Origin of the sequence: Natranaerovirga pectinivora, assembly GCF_004342165.1 — a bacterium.
GTDB classification, from domain to species: domain Bacteria; phylum Bacillota; class Clostridia; order Lachnospirales; family DSM-24629; genus Natranaerovirga; species Natranaerovirga pectinivora.
Genome location: NZ_SMAL01000004.1, coordinates 26,288 through 45,656, shown reverse-complemented (window position 1 = coordinate 45,656; position 19,369 = coordinate 26,288). Strand labels below are relative to the sequence as shown.

At 31.2% G+C, this 19,369-nt stretch carries 15 protein-coding genes; 13 read left to right on the top strand and 2 right to left on the bottom strand.

What is annotated here, in order from left to right; translation table 11 throughout:
• Nucleotides 1-3: 3 nt before the first annotated feature.
• The 10 genes from EDC18_RS07180 to EDC18_RS07135 all read left to right on the top strand — a co-directional run bounded on the left by EDC18_RS07180 (nt 4) and on the right by EDC18_RS07135 (nt 14,412).
• Entirely contained in the window at nt 4-858 is an 855-nt protein-coding gene (locus tag EDC18_RS07180; protein WP_132252062.1) for an ABC transporter ATP-binding protein, read from the top strand.
• Nucleotides 851-1,579, top strand: coding sequence for an ABC transporter permease (locus tag EDC18_RS07175; protein WP_165878512.1), 729 nt, complete (start codon nt 851-853; stop codon nt 1,577-1,579). The genes EDC18_RS07180 and EDC18_RS07175 overlap by 8 nt, the downstream gene beginning before the upstream one ends.
• 1 nt (nt 1,580) lies before the next feature.
• Entirely contained in the window at nt 1,581-2,306 is a 726-nt protein-coding gene (locus EDC18_RS07170; RefSeq protein WP_132251719.1) for an Rv2686c family ABC transporter permease subunit, read from the top strand.
• 163 nt (nt 2,307-2,469) lie between these two features.
• A complete protein-coding gene (gene ftsH, locus EDC18_RS07165; RefSeq protein ID WP_132252060.1) occupies nt 2,470-4,287 on the top strand; it encodes an ATP-dependent zinc metalloprotease FtsH in 1,818 nt (605 codons plus the stop codon).
• A gap of 285 nt (nt 4,288-4,572) precedes the next feature.
• Complete coding sequence (locus EDC18_RS07160) at nt 4,573-6,183, top strand: SulP family inorganic anion transporter (protein WP_243115086.1); 1,611 nt, start codon at nt 4,573-4,575, stop codon at nt 6,181-6,183.
• Nucleotides 6,184-6,357: 174 nt separating this feature from the next.
• The gene (locus tag EDC18_RS07155; protein ID WP_132251717.1) at nt 6,358-7,044 is read left to right on the top strand and encodes a response regulator transcription factor; all 687 of its coding nucleotides are present in this window, start codon (nt 6,358-6,360) and stop codon (nt 7,042-7,044) included.
• On the top strand, nt 7,022-9,061 hold the full coding sequence (locus tag EDC18_RS07150; protein ID WP_132251715.1) for a sensor histidine kinase: 2,040 nt from the start codon (nt 7,022-7,024) through the stop codon (nt 9,059-9,061). Before EDC18_RS07155 ends, EDC18_RS07150 begins: the two co-directional genes overlap by 23 nt.
• A 178-nt stretch (nt 9,062-9,239) precedes the next feature.
• A complete protein-coding gene (locus tag EDC18_RS07145) occupies nt 9,240-9,824 on the top strand; it encodes a TetR/AcrR family transcriptional regulator (RefSeq protein ID WP_132251713.1) in 585 nt (194 codons plus the stop codon).
• A 5-nt stretch (nt 9,825-9,829) separates the two neighbouring features.
• Nucleotides 9,830-12,103 (top strand): efflux RND transporter permease subunit, encoded by a 2,274-nt coding sequence (locus EDC18_RS07140; protein ID WP_132251712.1) that lies wholly within the window; start codon nt 9,830-9,832, stop codon nt 12,101-12,103.
• Between the two features lie 347 nt (nt 12,104-12,450).
• Entirely contained in the window at nt 12,451-14,412 is a 1,962-nt protein-coding gene (locus tag EDC18_RS07135; protein ID WP_165878511.1) for an ATP-dependent DNA helicase, read from the top strand.
• A gap of 31 nt (nt 14,413-14,443) precedes the next feature.
• Here EDC18_RS07135 and EDC18_RS07130 read toward each other — a convergent pair whose 3' ends face one another.
• Nucleotides 14,444-15,085 (bottom strand): FMN-dependent NADH-azoreductase, encoded by a 642-nt coding sequence (locus EDC18_RS07130; protein ID WP_132251709.1) that lies wholly within the window; start codon nt 15,083-15,085, stop codon nt 14,444-14,446.
• 162 nt (nt 15,086-15,247) lie between these two features.
• On the opposite strand from EDC18_RS07130, the gene EDC18_RS07125 reads away from it, so the two are divergent.
• On the top strand, nt 15,248-16,228 hold the full coding sequence (locus EDC18_RS07125; RefSeq protein WP_165878510.1) for a pectinesterase family protein: 981 nt from the start codon (nt 15,248-15,250) through the stop codon (nt 16,226-16,228).
• A gap of 45 nt (nt 16,229-16,273) precedes the next feature.
• On the opposite strand, the gene EDC18_RS07120 is transcribed toward EDC18_RS07125, so the two are convergent.
• Entirely contained in the window at nt 16,274-17,275 is a 1,002-nt protein-coding gene (locus tag EDC18_RS07120; RefSeq protein ID WP_132251708.1) for a helix-turn-helix transcriptional regulator, read from the bottom strand.
• A 176-nt stretch (nt 17,276-17,451) separates the two neighbouring features.
• On the opposite strand from EDC18_RS07120, the gene EDC18_RS07115 reads away from it, so the two are divergent.
• Both EDC18_RS07115 and EDC18_RS07110 read left to right on the top strand, forming a co-directional pair.
• On the top strand, nt 17,452-18,390 hold the full coding sequence (locus tag EDC18_RS07115; protein ID WP_132251706.1) for an ABC transporter substrate-binding protein: 939 nt from the start codon (nt 17,452-17,454) through the stop codon (nt 18,388-18,390).
• Nucleotides 18,377-19,369 carry a FecCD family ABC transporter permease gene (locus EDC18_RS07110; RefSeq protein WP_132251704.1) on the top strand — a complete coding sequence of 331 codons (993 nt, stop codon included), beginning with the start codon at nt 18,377-18,379 and terminating at the stop codon, nt 19,367-19,369. Before EDC18_RS07115 ends, EDC18_RS07110 begins: the two co-directional genes overlap by 14 nt.

The following is a 19,369-nucleotide window of genomic DNA, read 5'->3' as shown; positions in this document are numbered from 1 at the left end:
ATTATGTTTAAAGTTTCCGATTTAAGATTCAAGTATCCAGGCAATAAAGAGGATACCATCAAAGGCATTTCCTTTGAGTTTTCACAAGGAGAGATCTTTGGGTTTTTAGGGCCTTCAGGAATGGGTAAATCCACTACACAAAAGTTAATGACTAAAATACTAAAGAATTATGAAGGTGAAATTACTTATATGGGTAAAAACCTTGAAGATTACGATAAAAGTATTTTTAATGACATCGGTGTAGGGTTTGAAATGCCAGTTTTATTTTCAAAATTAACAGCCCTTGAGAATTTGAAGTTTTACCGTGATTTATACCCTTATGGGGCAGAGATTCAGCCTATTCTTGAAAGACTAGGGCTATGGGAAGACAGAGATAAAAGAGTAGCCTCATTTTCTAAAGGTATGAAATCTAGATTGAACTTTGCAAGAGCTTTAATTAATAATCCTAAAATGTTGTTTTTAGATGAGCCAACAAGTGGTCTAGATCCTGTAAATGCACGTATTGTTAAAAATATGATCGCTGAGTTTAGAGACAATGGCGGTACAGTTTTCTTAACAACTCATATGATGCACGATGTAGAAGAGCTTTGTGATCGTGTGGCATTTATCACCAATGGGGAAATAAGAGAGATTAGTACACCAAAAGATTTGAAACTAAGATATGGGAAAAGAGAAATAAAAGTCGAATATAAAGATGATAATGGTATGATGACAAGAGTATATGATATGGATACTTTGCAAAAGAACGATGGGTTTTTTGAAATACTTAGAAATAAAGAAGTTATTACAATTCACAGTGGAGAAACGACCCTTGATGAGATATTTATCAAAGTTACTGGGGTGAATGCTTATGAGTAAATTTATAACGCTATTAAAATGTGAAGAAAGTAGAATGCTAAAGTATGGTATTACTTATGCCAGCTTAGGCACCTCATTAATATGGATTATTATGATTCAGTTGATTAATGTCAACCCTTTAGATGCCTATTTTCCACTGTTTATATATCTGGATGCTACAATGATGTCATTCTTATTAATTGGTGCAGGGATGATGTTTGAAAAACAAGAAAATGCCTTAAAAAGTCTAATGGTTACGCCTATTAGTAAGCATTATTATTTGATATCAAAGATTGTTGCTACCGTTATTTCAAGTGTTATTACATTAGCAATCCTTTTGATTTATGGTGTGATCTTTAGGGATTTATCCATTAATTACTTTGGCATTTTTGGTGGTGTCATTTTAGTATCATTTGTCTTTGCTTGTTGTGGTATTTTATTTACTTACAAATCTCAGGATTTCACCAATTTACTAATGTGGGTATTTATTGGAACTTTTGTACTTGCCATTCCTACATTGCTTCAAGCCCTTCATATTATTACTGCCAATTGGTTTGAATGGGTACAATTTATCAATCCTACAAGAGCAGCTTTGGTGATATTAATGGCCTCTGTTGAAAGTCCAGACACTCTTGAATTTAGCTTTAGCTTAGCTTATCTTATTGGATTTGCAGGCATTTTGTATTACTTTGTATCCAAGAAATTTGATGTCTTTAGTGCCAAAGAATATGGAGGTGAGTAATATGAGCAAAAATTATATGACGTATGAAGTTAAAAAATGGCTTCGTGATCCTTTGCTTCGTTTTTTACTCTTTTATCCATTACTTTTATCAACCATAGCAAGATTTGCTATTCCATATGCAGAAGAACAATTTAACTTTTCTTTGGCGGGATTTTATCATATTGTAATGGCAGGGTTAATGCTTATGACCGCATTAATTACTGGAGCCATTATTGGATTTTCTATTTTGGATGACAGAGATGATAAGATTTTATATGCCATTGATGTATCACCTGTAAGTTTTAATTTTTTTGTAGGGTTTAGGTTTTTAATGAGTTATGTATTGACTCTGGTGACTTCAATAATATCCTTGTTAATTATGAGAGGACTTGTTGAAGTACCACTATACGCAATGATTCTAGTGCCTCTTTCTATCGCTTTTTTTAGTTCAATTGCTGCTATGGCAATTAATTGTTTAGCAAGCAATAAAATAGAAGGTTTTGCAATGTTAAAGGCAGTTGGGATGATTATTGTCTTACCGATAGGTTCATTGTTTTTTACAGATGCTAAGGAATTTTTCTTCTCTTTTGAACCTAATTTTTGGTCTGTTAAGGCCTTTAGTGTATCTGTATTAGGTGAAGGGGTTTTAAATCTTGGGTTTTGGAGTTATTATGTTGTTGGCCTTGTGTATTTAATCTTAATGAATATATTAATCTTTAAAGTATTTAAAAAACGAATAATGGTATAGTTTTTATCAAACTCGTCTATAACTTATTAGGCGAGTTTTTCTGAATAAATTACTTTGTTTCTGAGTTCATATTGAGTTAATATTGACTATATACAATAAGGTAAGCTATCACAGAAATAAAATAGTTTAAAATAGATAAAGACCTTAGAAGGGGGCTAGAATGATGAAAGATCAAAAAAATCCAAAAAAACCCATATTTTTTTACTATATGACCATTATGATTATTGTAATGTTTTTAAATGCTTTTATATTTCCATATTTTATAAGTAGAAATATTACAGAAACGGATTATGGCACATTTTTATCTAAAATAGAAGAAGGTATTATAGAAAAAGTAGAGGTTCAAGACAATCAAATTGCTTTTTCAACAACCAATGAAGCAGGGGAAGAAAAAATATTTGTAACAGGTGTTATGAATGATCCAGATCTTACCAACCGTCTTGAAAATGCAGGGGTAAAATTTACAAGAGTGATCCCTCGAGAGAATTCACCTCTTATGAATTTTATATTAACTTGGGTTTTCCCTATCCTTTTATTTGTTGGAATCAGTAGATTACTTATGAATTCTATGCAAAAGAGAATGGGTGGTAATAACCTTATGGGCTTTGGAAAGAGCAATGCCAAAGTTTATGTGGAAGCAGAAACAGGTAAAACATTTAAAGATGTAGCAGGGCAAGATGAAGCGAAGGAAGCTTTAAATGAGATTGTAGATTTTCTTAACAATCCTAATAAATATAAAGAAATTGGTGCCATAATGCCAAAAGGTGCATTACTTGTAGGACCACCAGGGACAGGTAAAACACTCCTTGCTAAAGCTGTCGCAGGAGAAGCCAAAGTACCATTCTTCTCTATATCCGGGTCAGAATTTGTTGAGATGTTTGTTGGAATGGGGGCAGCTAGAGTAAGAGACTTATTCAAAGAAGCCCAAGCTAAGGCGCCTTGTATTGTATTTATTGATGAAATTGATACAATAGGTAAAAAAAGAGACAATGGTGGTTTAGGGGGTAATGATGAAAGAGAACAAACCCTAAATCAATTATTAACTGAAATGGATGGTTTTAGTGGAGAAAAAGGTGTTGTTATATTAGCAGCAACCAATAGACCAGATTCTCTGGATAAAGCACTCCTTCGACCTGGAAGATTTGATAGACGTATCCCTGTAGAGCTACCAGATTTAGCAGGAAGAGAATCTATATTAAAAGTTCATTCTAAAAATATAAAAATTGATGATAGTGTTGACTTTAATGCCATTGCAAGAGCAACATCAGGGGCATCAGGGGCAGAATTAGCCAATATCATTAATGAAGGTGCTCTAAGTGCTGTAAGGAATAGAAGAAAAGTTGTTACACAAATTGATCTTGAAGAATCAGTAGAAGTTGTTATTGCTGGATATCAAAGAAAAGGCGCAGTTATTTCTCCTAAGGAAAAGAAAATCATTGCATACCATGAAATAGGCCATGCCATTGTTGCGGCCAAACAAACTGAATCCGCACCTGTTCATAAGATTACAATTGTACCACGTACATCTGGTGCTCTAGGGTATACAATGCAAATTGCAGAAGAAGAAAATGTGCTAATGACTAAAGAAGAAGCCCTTAATAAAATTGCTACATTCACAGGTGGCCGTGCTGCTGAAGAATTGATATTTGGAACATGTACATCAGGAGCAGCTAATGATATAGAGCAGTCAACAAAAATAGCAAGAAATATGGTAACACGCTTAGGTATGAGTAAAAACTTTGATATGATGGCACTAGAAACGGTTTCTAATCAGTATCTAGGCGGCGATTCCTCTTTGGCTTGTTCACAAGCAACTGCTACAAAGATAGATGAAGAAGTATTAAGTATAATTAAAAAAGCTCACGAAAAGGCTATAAATATTTTACAAGAGAACATAGATAAACTACACGAACTTTCTAGTTATCTTATTGAAAAAGAAACGATAACTGGAGAAGAATTTATGAAAATCTTACAAAGTTAATAATATAACAATAAAAACCCTACATATTTTGTAGGGTTTTTATTGTATATAGTGCATAATTTTCTATTTGTCTCTTTGGAGTTTTTTTGCTATAGTATTCTCTTGTGGCTATTAACTAAAAAATAATTTTAAAGTGTTTATGAGGAAGTGTCATTATTCGGCTTGTAACATAAAACTTTAGATTTATTAAGAGTTAATGTTTCCTGAGACTTCAGGAAGATTCAAATGTGAGCGGATAAACAAATCATTTAAATGATAATAAATAATATAAATAAGGAGATGTACATGACAAATTCAATAAAAAACAATGTAAATAACTTCGTAATCAAGATGAAGCATCAATTTAGTAACAATAAGAAATATATTAAAAATGATATTCTTTCAGGATTAACAGTAGCCCTTGCTTTAATTCCTGAGTCAGTAGCCTTTGCCTTTGTTGCAGGAGTAAGTCCAATATTAAGTCTACAAACAGCATTTATGATTGGTCTTATTGCAGCAATTTTCACTGGTAGACCTGGAATGATTAGTTCTTCTACAGCAGCAATTTCAGTGGTTTTCGCTTCTTTAATATATCAACATGGATTAGAGTACTTATTTGCAACAGTAGTATTAATGGGTATTATTCAGATGTTAATAGGGGTATTTAGATTAGGCAGATTTGCAAGGATTATACCTTACTCAGTTATGTTAGGCTTTCTTAATGGTCTTTCAATTGTTATATTTTTAGCTCAATGGTCACAATTCAAAGTAGATAAAGTTGTAGTAGTAGATGGTATCGAAACCATTCAAAAAGTTTGGTTACCAAGGCTTGATTTTACTATAATGTTACTTTTTGTACTATTTACAATGGCTATTATCCATATTGTACCTAAGATTACTAAAGCAGTACCATCTAGCTTGGTTGCTATTATCGTAATGACAGTTATCGCTGTTGTTTTAGGACGTTTTGGATATCACTTAAGAAATGTACAAGATTTTGCAGGGATGGAATTAACAGGTGGATTGCCAAGATTCCATATGCCACAAGTGGTTATTAGTATAGATATGCTAAGAATTATATTCCCATATGCGTTAATTGGAGCCCTTGTAGGATTAACAGAAGCAGTTCTTACCCTTAGAGTTATAGATGAAATGACAGATACAAGAGGTAGAAGTAATAAAGAATGTATCGCACAAGGGTTTGCAAATTTTGTAAATGGTTTTTTTGGTGGTATGGGTGGAGATGCTATGATTGGTCAATCCATCATCAACATTAAATCAGGTGGTAGAACAAGATTATCAGGTATTGTTGCCTCTGTATCATTAATGATTTTTATTATGTTTGGATCTAGTTTTGTAAACGCTATTCCTCTAGCTGGTCTAGTGGGTGTTATGTTTATGGTTGTAGTAGGGACTTTCAAATGGGAGAGTTTAAAATATAGAAATAAAATACCTATGCAAGATTTATTAGTTGTAATTGTTGTTACTGTAGGTACGGTATTTATAGATTTAGCAACAGCAGTAATTATAGGTGTGGTTTTATCAGCGTTAATATTTGCTTGGGAAAAAGGCAAAGTTATCTATGCAAATGTTGAAAATGACGAAGAGAATGGAATAACAACATATAAAATTAACGGTACAATATTCTTTGGTTCAGTATTAAACTTTAGAGACTTATTCGATTTTAATAACGATCCAAATGAAATAATAATAGATTTGAAATATGCTAAAGTAATGGATCATTCAGCAATGGAGGCTATTAATGGCGTAGCTGACAAATACCATACATTAGGCAAAAAAGTAACATTAATAAGATTAAGTCAAAATTGCCAAGTGTTATTTAAAAATGCTGAGACTATTACAAGTGTTAACATAGACGATTCATTCAATGAACCATCACCATTCCCATATGTATAAATAGAATCAAAAATATATAAACTCATTAGGAAAAAAACCTGATGAGTTTTTTTGCGTAAAAAAAAAGGGTATAGACCTTAAGAAAATTTTAATAATTATAATGATAGTAATTTAAGAAGTATATGTTATTATAATTAAGAGATATCTCATTACAATTAGGAGGCGTAGTATTAAATGTATAATATACTAGTGGTGGATGATGAAAAAGAAATTACTGATGCAATAGAAATATATTTAAAAAACCAAAATTACAATGTATTCAAGGCTTATGATGGCAGAGAAGCCCTTGAGATTTTTGATAAAGAAGAGATACATCTTATTTTAATTGATATTATGATGCCTAGGTTAGATGGCACAAGTGCAACCATTAAAATTAGAGAAAAAAGTACTGTCCCAATCATTTTTCTATCTGCAAAATCAGAAGATGTAGATAAAATATGGGGTCTTAATGTTGGGGCTGACGATTACATAACAAAACCCTTTAATCCAATGGAGCTGTTAGCAAGAGTAAACTCTAATTTAAGAAGATATACTATTTTTTCACCAAATAATGAAACAAAAGACAGTGTTCTAAAAATTGGTGGCATTGAGTTAAGAGACGATAGCAAAGAAGTATTTGTAGATGGTGAAGCAGTAAAAATTACGCCAATTGAATATAAAATTCTTTACTTACTTATGAGCAATCCAAATAGAGTATTTTCTATTGATGATATATATGAAAAAGTTTGGAAAGAACCCGCTTATAACCCAGACACAGTAACGGTTCATATAAGACGAATTCGTGAAAAAATAGAGATTAATCCAAAGGAGCCAAAATATTTAAAGGTGGTGTGGGGCATTGGATATAAATTTGAAAAATGATACTGATGAGAATAGAGAAAGTGGCAAAAAGCCTCAATATACTTATAAAAACAACTTAATAACCTTTTTGTTGATTTTGCTTTTTACAGTAGTATCCGTTTCAAGTTATGTACCTATTAAGGCAATTAGAATACATTCTCGAAATGATACACGAGCATATATAGAAGGATTCCACTTTGCTAATGAGTTAGGCGGGTTAACGAGGTATTTATTCAATTCTGAAATACGAGGGGAAAAAAGATATAGATCAGATTTTGATAATATTGAAAGTATAAAATACTATTTAACCAATGAACAAGACATTCATATTACCAATATGGGCTATGTGGATGAAAATGTGTTGGAAGAACAAATTAAGGATAGTTTGTTTTATGTTAAAGCAATATTTGATGAGAATGGAAATCTTACTACCCAGAATACTTTAGGATATAGATTTAATCAAAATTTATTTATTAGTATCATCTCTTACACTGAAAACAAAATGGATTTTGCTAATCTGACCATGTATTATATAATGCCTCAAGATTTTTTAGATTACCAAGATGTATTTACTTTTAATATGAAAGCAATATATATTTTGCCAAGTTTATTACTGTTAATACTCACTATAGGGATTATAAGTATATTTTTATTAGTTGTTATAGCATTTTGTGTGCCTTATTCCATTCAAAAAAGAACCTTAATCTGTACAATCTATAATAAGCTCTTCTTAGAAGTCAAAGCCTTATTATGGGCCTCATTAATTGGCATTAGTATTGCCATTATATTGACACTGGATAGAAATAGTTTAGCCTATTATAGTAGTTTTACCAATATTATTTACGAGGCAAACAGTTATTTCTTTATTATTGGAATACCAATAACACTTACACTGTATATGCTTATATACTTATCCATTGTTAATTTAAAATACATTTATTATACTGGCTTTTTAAATGGCTTTCTAAAGAACAGTGTATTTATTAATATTCCTCTAGGGGTAATTCATTTATTTAGTAAACCAATAAAGGAATTACTTTCAATAGACATTACAAAAGATCCTCATAAAAAAATATTTGGGATACTACTTGTTAACATAACAATATTATGGTTAGTCTTAATGGGTGGACCAATTATGTTTATAATTGCGGGTATCTATAGTGTCTTTATTTTTAAATATTTAACTAGATTTATGTTGGATCTGCAAAAGGTGTACAATGGGACTAGTCAACTCGCTGAAGGGGATTTTAATATTACCCTTGATGAAGAGGGCATGTTAAAACCAATCAATGAAAACTTAAACAATATAAAAGAAGGCTTTCAATTAGCAGTCGATAAAGAAATTAAAAGCCAAAAGATGAAGGCAGAACTCATATCCAATGTATCACATGACCTTAAAACCCCATTAACATCCATTATTACTTATATTGATTTACTAAAAAAAGAACCTATAGAATCTGAAACCCAAAAAGAGTATATTGAAATTCTTGATAAAAAATCAAAAAGATTAAATATACTTATTGAAGATTTGTTTGAAGCCAGCAAAGCAAGTAGTGGCAATATTGATATAAATATCGAAAACATAGATGTTATAGCTCTTTTTAGACAAACCATTGGTGAGTTAGAAGAGAAAATTGAAGAGTCTTCACTGACATTTAAATGGAATCTTCCAGAAAACAAAGTGATGTGTCAATTAGATGGAAAAAGAACCTATAGAATATTTGATAATGTAATGAACAATATATTCAAGTACGCTATGGAAAACTCAAGAGTCTATATAGATGTTATTGAAAATGAAAAAGAGATAGAATTTGTATTTAAAAATATCTCTGCCTATGAGATGAATTTTGATGCTAGAGAGATTACAGAAAGATTTGTAAGAGGAGATGAATCAAGAAATACAGAAGGTTCAGGCTTAGGTCTTTCCATTGCTAAAAGTTTGGTAGAACTTCAGAATGGAAGGATAGATATTAATATAGATGGTGATTTGTTTAAAGTAATTATTGTAATTCCAAAACACGTAGAACAGCAAATTTAATGATAAACCAACCCCTTTTGAGAACATTGTCTTAGGAGGGGTTGGTTTTAGTTTAATACATAGAAACTGACCTTTTTAATAAAAGTGTACATTGAATTAATTATAAACCCTTTATATAATAAAATATGACCAAGGGTCATTTTACAACTCCTACTACGCGCGTAAGGATGTGAATTAAATGTTAAAAAGTGATAAAGCAAAAAAGACAAAAAGAAAAATATTAGAAGCTGCTGAAGCTTTGTTCTATGAAAAAGATATTAGCAAAACCTCTGTAAATGAAATTGTAGAAAAAGCAGGTGTTGCAAAAGGTACTTTTTATTTATATTTTGAGAGCAAAGATGAATTGGCTTGGAGTCTTGTTCAAAAAGGGGTTCTAACATTTTCTAGTGAGTTAGAAAAGTTTAACTATGCGCCTATTACAAAGGAAACCATAGACTATTTTATTAATAAAATGTTAAAGTTTACATCAAAAAACAAAAAAATTATCAGAATGATTCATCAAGTAAAATTCTTAGAGTTTATTCATTTTGATAAGAAAAACAATTCAATAGAAGAACAATATATAAGTGCACTGAAAAAATGGTTTGATAGGGGCGTTGCTCAAAGTATTTTGAATATAAAAGATACGGAATTTTATGCTAGATTTATTTTTATAGCCATACATGAATTTTTAGAAAGAATTATATTAGGAACTCTTGAATACGAACTTTTGGAGGTAGAGGAAGAATTAAAAAATATCATTAATAAGATAATTGGGTGGTAAATAAAATGTATAAATTAGAAAATATGATTATAAAACATTATAAAAAGATACTAATCATGAGTTTGTTTATTTTTGTAATAACAGCTTTTGCTGCATCAAAACTTAAGATTAGTTCTGATATGGAAGAAATGTTACCAAAAGATAGTAAAATATTGGAATCAAGTAATGAGTTTGATCAATATTTTGATTCTCAAGAAAGTGGTATTGTAGTAGTAAAAGGTGAGAAAGAAAAAATAAAACCTTTTATGAGAGACCTAGAAAAAGAAATCCTTCAAAGACAAGTAAGTGTAGAAATACTATATAATATTGACTTAAAAGAAGTAGAAGATTATAGTATGTTATTTTTAGACATACAAGTATACCAAGATATTGATAATGCTATGAAATCAACGGACTTAGAAACCATTAATACGATATTGTTGTCAATATCAAATGAAAAGGATATACCTGATGAAGATTTAATACAATACATAACAAATGAAGAAGAAAATATATTTTTAATGATGTTAAGACCAAAGATTGAAAGAAATAATTTTTTAGAAAGTAGAGAAGAATTTTATGATGAAATAAGAAGTTCGATTAATACTTTGTTAAATGAAGAGACATATCGTAATATTGAAGCAGGGTTAACAGGTGGTGCTTTTATTCAAGATATTGAAGCAGATAGAGTGGCCTTTGATGGTTTTTTTGGAACATTTCTTATAACTATTTGTTTGATAATTCTTTTGATTGTAATATCTTTTAGAAGAACCATATTGCTAAGTTCTGTTATTTATCCTTTGGTACTAGGTGCGTTAATTGCAGCTACATTTGCCTATGGGGTCTATGGATCAATTAATATGTTTTCTATGAGTTTTGCACTTTTGCTTGTAGGCCTTGGAATTGATTTTGCCATTCACTTAATCTCTAGATATATTGAAGAAAGGGAAAAAGAGATAGATGTTGTGACTTCCGTTAGAATATCTTTAAAGAAAACAGGTGTAAGTATCGTTACAGGTGCAATTACAACAAGTGTAGCATTTTTTGCATTCGTATTGGCTAAATTTAAAGCCTTTGAGCAAATGGGCATTATATCAGCAATAGGGGTTTTTGCTTTGTGTATCACAATGTTAATAATCGTACCGTCTTTAATACTTTTAATAGACCATAATAAACAAATAAAAGTTACAAAGAAAAAAGCAAACTTTAAATTTTTAAACAGTATTGGGTTAAAAATAGAAAAAAGACCTTATTTGATCATATTTGTTATAACATTATTAATCCCATTATTCTACTTAAATGTAAAGAATACAGAAATTGTGGGGGATATGGATAAAATATATCCTGATAATATTGAGAGTAAAAAATGGGAAGAAATTATAAAAGAAGGATTTGGCTACAATCCCAATACATTAACATTTATGGTAGAAGATGAAAACATGTTAATAAATGCCATAGAAGTCCTAGAAAAAAGAGATGATGTAGAAAGAGTGCTTTCTATATATGAGTACTTACCCAAAGATCAAGGATACAAGTTAGAAGTCATTAGAAATCTTGAAAACTTCCTACTTTCAATGGGGTATGAGAACCTAGAAGGGTTTAATATTGAAAAGATGAAGATTATTGATCTCCCTGATAATTTACAAGGAAATTACGTAGGCTTAGAAGGAAGGTTGTTAGTGGAAGTTATTCCTTCGGTAAATATATATGAGGAAGAGCATTATAAAAACTTAGAAGAAGTAATATTGAAAGTTAGTGGGAATACCCCTGTAAGTATGGCTGCAATTATGAATGAAGTTGTGGCTATGGTAAAAGAGGATATTGTTAGGATTTCAATAATTTGTATTGTTATAGTGGCAGTATTTTTATTGATCGTTTTTAAATCTTTCAAAGATATGGTAATAGCCATTGCACCAGTTATTTTGACACTTTATTTTACCATAGGGGTATTACCTTTATTAGATAAAGATATTAACGTATTAAGTATAGCAGCTTTTCCTTTACTCATTGGAATTGGTATCGACAGTAGCATTCATTTGTTGCACCGCTTAAAGTCAGAGGATGAAAGAAATATTGGATATGTTTTAATGACTACCGGTAAAGCAATTGTTTTAACAGCACTTACAACTTTAATTGGATTTGGTGGATTAACATTTATAAATCATCCAGGAATGGCTAATTTAGGATTTACTGTGGCTTTAGGATTATTGATATGCATTATTATTACTTTGACCCTAATTCCTGCATTGTTTTTGATACTATATTCATCAAAGACTGTTGTAAATGATAAGTCTTCATAAAAGTTAAAAAATAGATGTATAAACCCTTTTAAAATGAATATTTTAATTGGGTTTATTTTTATTATATTTATTATTGTAAAAAACATGATATAATTTCTTCAATAGTGTAATTTTAGTTGTTTTTAGAAGAACTCAGCCTATTCCTCTTAATTCCCAAAAGACATAAGATTGTAAATAACCCTTTTTGAGATATTATCTTGATTGGGTTTGTTTTTTGTTATATTATAATTTACTAAGGTAAAAATATGATATAATCTCTAAAGATTGCTAAAACATGTAGTAGTTGATAATTATATAGAAGAAGTTTCTTAAGTATAGTGCTTAAGATTATATAGGAGAAAAGAATTATGCCAAGAGTTAAACCACTTTTTCATTACGATACAGCAGACGCGTTTCCAGCCAAGTTATCAGAATGGATTGGAGATGTTTTTTATGATATCCTTCCAGAGCATGGCTATGAAGTGCGTGATGAACAAATATATACAGCTTTTCAAGTAGGAGATGCCATTTCTGGTAAAAACGTACATTTGGCTGAAGCAGGACTGGGTACGGGGAAGACTTTTGCATACTTGCTTCCTGCCATTGCCTATGCCCGTTATAGCGGAAAACCTGTTGTCATTGCTTGTGCAACAACAGCACTTCAGGAACAGCTTGCAGGGCCTAATGGTGATATTAGTGCTTTATCTAAGATACTAGGTATTGAAATAGATGCTAGAATGGCAAAGGATCCTAGCCAGTATCTTTGTGATGTACGGGTTAGTGAATCTAAGAACTTTTTAAATAATGTATCTAATGTAAGTTCCAATGACTTAGAAGAATGGATTAATAAAACAAAAAGTGGAGAGCGCTCAGAAATGCCACTTTTATCAGATCGTGTATGGAAACAAATAAGTTGGAATGAGTATTTGCCTTGTGATATGTGTTCCAGTCGTGGTTTTTGTAAACTTATTAAGGCAAGAGAACATTATAGGCCTACAATAGACTTAATTATTGCAGACCATGAAATCTTTTTTAAAGACTTATGGACAAGGGATGAACGCATTGCAGATGGTAAATTACCTATCCTTCCTACTTATTCAGGGGTTGTTTTTGATGAGGGTCATAAAGTGATCCTTCCGGCAGCTATGGCAGCAGGAACACAAATTATTAAGGAAAATATAGATAATATAATTGTAACTTTAGAAAAAATTCAGGATGCAAGAAAAGCATTGGTTTCAATAATAGGTACTCTAAGTCAAGTTTCCTCAGAGTTTTTTAATAAATTATACGAAAGGATTATTTTAGATGAAGGTTCAGAAAGGTTAGCCATTAAAGTAGATGATCAAATATTAAAAGCAGCAAGTAATCTTCATAAAGCATTAGATGCCCTATTACTGGAAATACAAATCGAACAAGAATTATATATTGAATCTGTACATTCAACAGATTTGCAAATATATGAAGGTCAAATTGATAGTGCAATGATGGCATTAATGAGATTTTATAGAGACAAAAGTAAAAATGTTATAACTTGGGTTGATAAAAAAGATAATAGTTTTTGGGTAGTACCAAAACATTTAGATAAACGGTTAGAACAGAACTTATATAAGAAGGGCTTACCTATTGTTTTTACTTCTGCTACATTAAGCAGTAAAGGTGACTTTAGTTATTTTATAAGAACCCTTGGCTTAACAAACCCTTCATTTTCAACTATTGAAAGTCCTTTTGATATGGAAGAACAAGCTGTGGTTTATTTGAATCAGGCTATTTCAAAAAGTAGCGTAGATATGAGTTTCACAGAGAAGATTACAAAGTTAGCCTCTTTATTAAAACAAAACAAGGGTCAAGCATTAATACTTACCAATTCTCTAAATGAAGTTAAAAAAATTAGAAAGGGTCTTGAAACTTATAAATTGCCCTTTCAGTTTTTGTGGGAGGATAAGGGAGACCGAGGTTATCTTGTAAGAACCTTTAGAGAAGATGTATCCTCTGTGTTAATTGGTTCTAATTTCTGGGAAGGAATAGATGTACCTGGCGACGCACTAACCCTTTTAATTATATGGCAGATGCCATTTCCAACTCTAGATCCATTAATTGAATCTAAGAGAAAAGAAGCAAAAGAAGATGGATTAGACCCAATACAAGCAGTTGACTACCCTGAAATGGGACTAAAATTGAAACAAGGCTGTGGAAGATTAATTAGAACCCAAAATGACCGTGGTGCTATTGTTATATTAGATTCAATAGTTAGATCTCCATGGGAAAAGGTTGTAATGAACGCATTGCCCCAAGGAGCCAGTATTAAATCACTAGAGGATTTTATTAAATAAATGTTATTTGGAGAATTATATGATAAGAGGATTAGAGCTTTATGCCTAAGGCTTTGGCCTCTTTTTTTCCTTTTTCAACGGCCTTATCATGTTCTTCTTTAGTAAATCCTATATTATCAACTAATATTTCATTGAAATGCTTAATTCCTAAAAATTTGAAGATGTCCTTAATATAAGTACCCCCGTGGTTTATTTTTCTTTCTAATAGCCATGGAATACTGCCACCTGACGATTGAATGTATACCATGGTTCGTTCTTTGTCATCTAATAATCCTTCAACTTTCTCAGGACCAATTTTTATAAGAATATCTTTTTGTATGATACAATCTAAGTATTCTTTTAATGGCGCAGGAAACATCAAACTCCACATAGGTACAGCGAGAACATAGATGTCTGCATCCTTAAATTCTTTTGAAAGTTCAATAATTCTGTCAACATTAGCTCTTTCTTCTAAAGATAGAGCGTTATAAGATTCAGTATCTACAAGAGAATTTCTCTCTTTAAAATACTTATAATGAAGCTTTGGCAAAGAGATATCATTAAGGTCAAATTCATTAACTTCCACATCTTTATTGTTTTCTAAAAAGGAAGCAACAAATTCCCTACCAATTGATTTGCTAGTAGATAATATCTCAGGCTTTGTGTTGCAAGTGATATAAAGCAATTTTTTCATATGAAACACCTCGTTTATTAATATAAGTATCTAGAGTAGTTTTCTCTTTCTATATCTTTTTATACTTTGAATACAGAAATTATTGAATACTGTTAGTTGTTCATTTCCTATTACTGTTATATAATTATTAGAAGATATAACAGTGGCTTTAAGGAGGATATGATGAAAGATATTATAGTTTCTTTAGATGGTAGTGGCAATTATACAAGTATTCAATTAGCAATTGATGCAGCAAGTCAGTATAAAGATGAGACAGTTCGTATTTTAATTAAAAACGGGACATACAAAGAAAAACTCTTTATAGAGCAATCTAATATAGAGCTTATAGGAGAATCTAAAGATAAAACGATAATTACATACAATGACTATGGTAAAAAAGAATTTGGTGAAGAATTAATGGGAACCTTTAGGTCTTACACTGTTTTTATTGGTGGAGATCATTTTAAGGCTGAGAATATTACTTTTGAAAATTCAGCTGGACCCGGCACAATTGTTGGACAAGCCATAGCAGTGTATGCAAATGGGGATCAAGCTGTATTTAATAACTGTAAATTTTTAGGTAGCCAAGATACCCTTTTTACAGGACCTTTACCATTGAAAGAAATTATTCCTGGTGGTTTTAAGGGACCAGGGGAACACTTAGAAAGAAAGCCAACCTGTCAACTTTATAGCAATTGTTATATAAAAGGTGATATTGATTTTATTTTTGGTTCGTCAAAAACTGTTTTTTATAAATGTGTTATAGAAGCCATTGATAGAAATATGAAAGAAAATGCCTATATTACAGCACCATCTACTCCTGCTAACCAAGATTATGGGTATGTATTTATTGAGTGTGATTTAATAAGTGATGCAAAAGAAGAAACGGTCTACCTAGGGAGACCATGGCGAAATGAAGGAAAAGTAGCTTATATTAATTGTTGGATGGATAAGCACATCCACAGAGAAGGCTGGCACAACTGGAATAAAGTAGAGGCAGAAGCGACAGTAGAGTTTGTTGAGTATAATAGCAAGGGACCAGGTGCAAAATTAGAATCAAGAGCAAAATGGGCTAAAGTATTATCAGAAGTTGAGGCAAGAAAGTATTCAATAGAAAAGATACTGCCAAATGAAATGATAAAAGGATTAAGTGAATCAATGTAATACATGAAAAAAAGATTTTAGAAAATAACACTTCTAAAATCTTTTTTACTTTGTTTTTCTAAACTGTAAAGGTGTTTTTCCATAGGTTTGTTTGAACATTTTTGAAAAGTTAGCAGAATAATTGTAACCAACTTTTATGGCAATATCTTCAATGCTTAAATCTGTTGTAGAGAGTAGGTTTGCAGCAACTGTCATTTTGACATGGTTAGCATATTCTCCAATGGACACATGATAATGTTTGGAAAAACCTGCTTTTAATTTTTGTTCATTTAAAAAGACCATCTTACTTAATGCTTTGATGCTTGGTGGATTGGTATAATTTTCTTCTAGTATATCATGAGCTTTTTGAATAGCATGGATATCAGAAGAGGTTAATTTTATAATTCTGTTCTTACCAATACGGATATTACCGTAGTTAATCTGATTGGTAAAAGCATTCTCTGGAGACTTAGTCACTTCATTGATTAAAATAGCAAGAGACTCAAGTATTTTACTTTCTAGATAGATATTATTTAATGCATTTTCATTGGTCAATGTTTGGAGTTGTCGGATGATCTCAACAACTTCTAAAGGCAAATAAATGTAAGTGTGATTTTTAATAAAATAATCAAGGTCCATTAAATTAGGAAAATTAGGCTCAATGACTTCCCTAAAGTATTTTTCAAATAGGGTTATTTCTATGCCATGAAAATGTTGCCCCTTTTTCCAAGTTTGATGCCCTTTTAAATCTTTTTCAACAACGAAAAATGAAGCAGGTGTAAAGGAAGAAACAGGGTTATTTTCAATCTGAAATTCTGTAACACCTTTATAAACAAGACCAAATCGCATCAACAGCTCTGGGTTATCAAATGAAATGGAAAAATCTTCTGGGATAGTGTAGTCTGCAATGCCTAAGTTGTAGTACCCCCTCCTTGTATAGCTAATGAGATACCCAAGTTCAGGCTTTTTTTTATTGGTATGTAAAGTGTAATGAGTATGCTCATATTTATCAAAAGTTAATTGATTTAAAACAGCAGATTTAAATGCTTCATTAGAGTTTACAATCATAAGAATCCTCCTAATCTATAAAAAAGATTATAGGATATAACTTTATATTATTCAAGAAAAATAATTATAAGAGATGCAAAAATAATTAAATGAGTTGCAGATATTGAAATGAGAATGATAATCATATACAATAAATTTTGTCAAAAAAATGAAGTTAAGTTGAAAGGAAGATATAAATGAAAAAGGTAAAAACACTTTTAGTTGTTTGTTTGGCTATGATTATGTTCGTTGGTTGTTCAAACAATGAAACAGAAAAGAATGAAGAGGTAAAGACCGTAACTGTAACAGATGTTAGAGGCGATGTTCAGATTCCAGAGAGTCCAGAACGTATTGTTGATTTAAGTGGTAATAGTGATATCTTATCAATACTTGGTTATAAAGTAATTGGAACTGCCAATAGTGATGCATACGATTATACAAAATTCCCTACATATCTAGAAGAAGTATTAGAAGGCGCTACTATTTTAGGATATAGCATGCAAGATACAATGGATATTGAAGCTGTAATGAATTTAAACCCTGATTTAATTGTCATTTCTACAGTACAAGAAAAAATGTACGATCAATTAAGTAAAATTGCACCTACAGTAATGATTCAATTAGAAGCCCTGAATTGGCAAGATGATGTAAAAGCCTTAGCAAAAGTATTTAATAAAGAAGACATTGCAAATACTTGGTTAGAAAATTACAATCAAAGGGCAGAAGAAGTTGGCATTGAAATTAGACAAGCATATGGGGAAGATACAAGTTATTTGTCTTTCTTAGCCAGTGGTGGTTCATTCTTTATCTTTGATGGTGCTGGATTTGGAAGCGTTTTATATCAAGATATGGGATTAAAAAAACCAGTAGGTATGCCAGAGCAAAGTGATATTAGTTTACCAGTAGTTACCTTTGAAGGATTAGCAACAATAGAAGCAGACCATATCTTTTTAATAGCTACAGATGAAGATGTAAAATTGCTTTTAGACAGTACAATATGGAATAATCTACCAGCAGTTCAAAATGGTAATGTTGTGACTTTACCTGCTTCACCTTATTTTATTCAAGGTTATAGTTCTATTGGTAGAGAAATACTTTTAGATGAAATAGTGGCGATGTTAAATGAGACAAAATAATAAAAACATAATTCTTTTTTTAGGTTTGAGTGTATCCATATTATTAGTAGGTCTATTCCTAAGTTTAAGCTTAGGAGCAACGCCTATTGGCATAACTCAAATATGGAATAGTATTTTTAATTATAGTGAAACCCTTGATCTTATGTTAATAAGAGATGTACGTATTCCAAGAGTTCTTAGTGCTTTGTTCACAGGTGGTATTCTTGGTGTTACAGGTGCAATGATTCAAGGTGTTACAAGAAATCCAATAGCAGAACCAACACTCCTTGGCGTTAGCCAGGGAGCTACTTTGGTTATAGCTATTTTTTATGCAATAGGGATAACAATAAATACAAGAAATGTTATGATGGCAGCATTAATAGGTGCTGTTTTTAGTGGCATGATTGTTATAGGTTTTTTATCAATGAAAACAAAAAGAAATTCTATGACGAAAATACTTTTAGCTGGAACTGCTTTAAGTACTTTCTTTATCTCTTTAACAACCATAATCGGATTATTATCTAATAAATCTCATCTTATTGCTTTTTGGGTTGCAGGAGGTTTTCGAAATGCCACTTGGTCAGACTTTAACCTTGTTGCAGTTGTTGGCATATTTGGTTTGTGTATGGCAATTTACTTATCCAAAAAGATTAATATTCTTAGTTTAGGGGACGATGTGGCAATAGGTCTTGGAGAAAAACCTGAACGTACTAGGTTAATCACATTATTTCTTATGATTCCAATGTGTGCAGCTGCCGTTGCCGTTGGTAGAAACATAGGATTTGTAGGTCTCATTGTGCCACAAATCATCAGAAAGTTGTTTGGTGAAGATTATAGAATCAATATACCTTTTTCTTTTTTATTAGGTGCTATTCTTCTAATCTATTCAGATATAGCAGCAAGAATGGTTTATAGTCCATATGAAACACCAATTGGTATATTTACCGCATTAATAGGTGTACCATTCTTTATCATCTTGGCTAGAAGGGAGAGAGGCTAA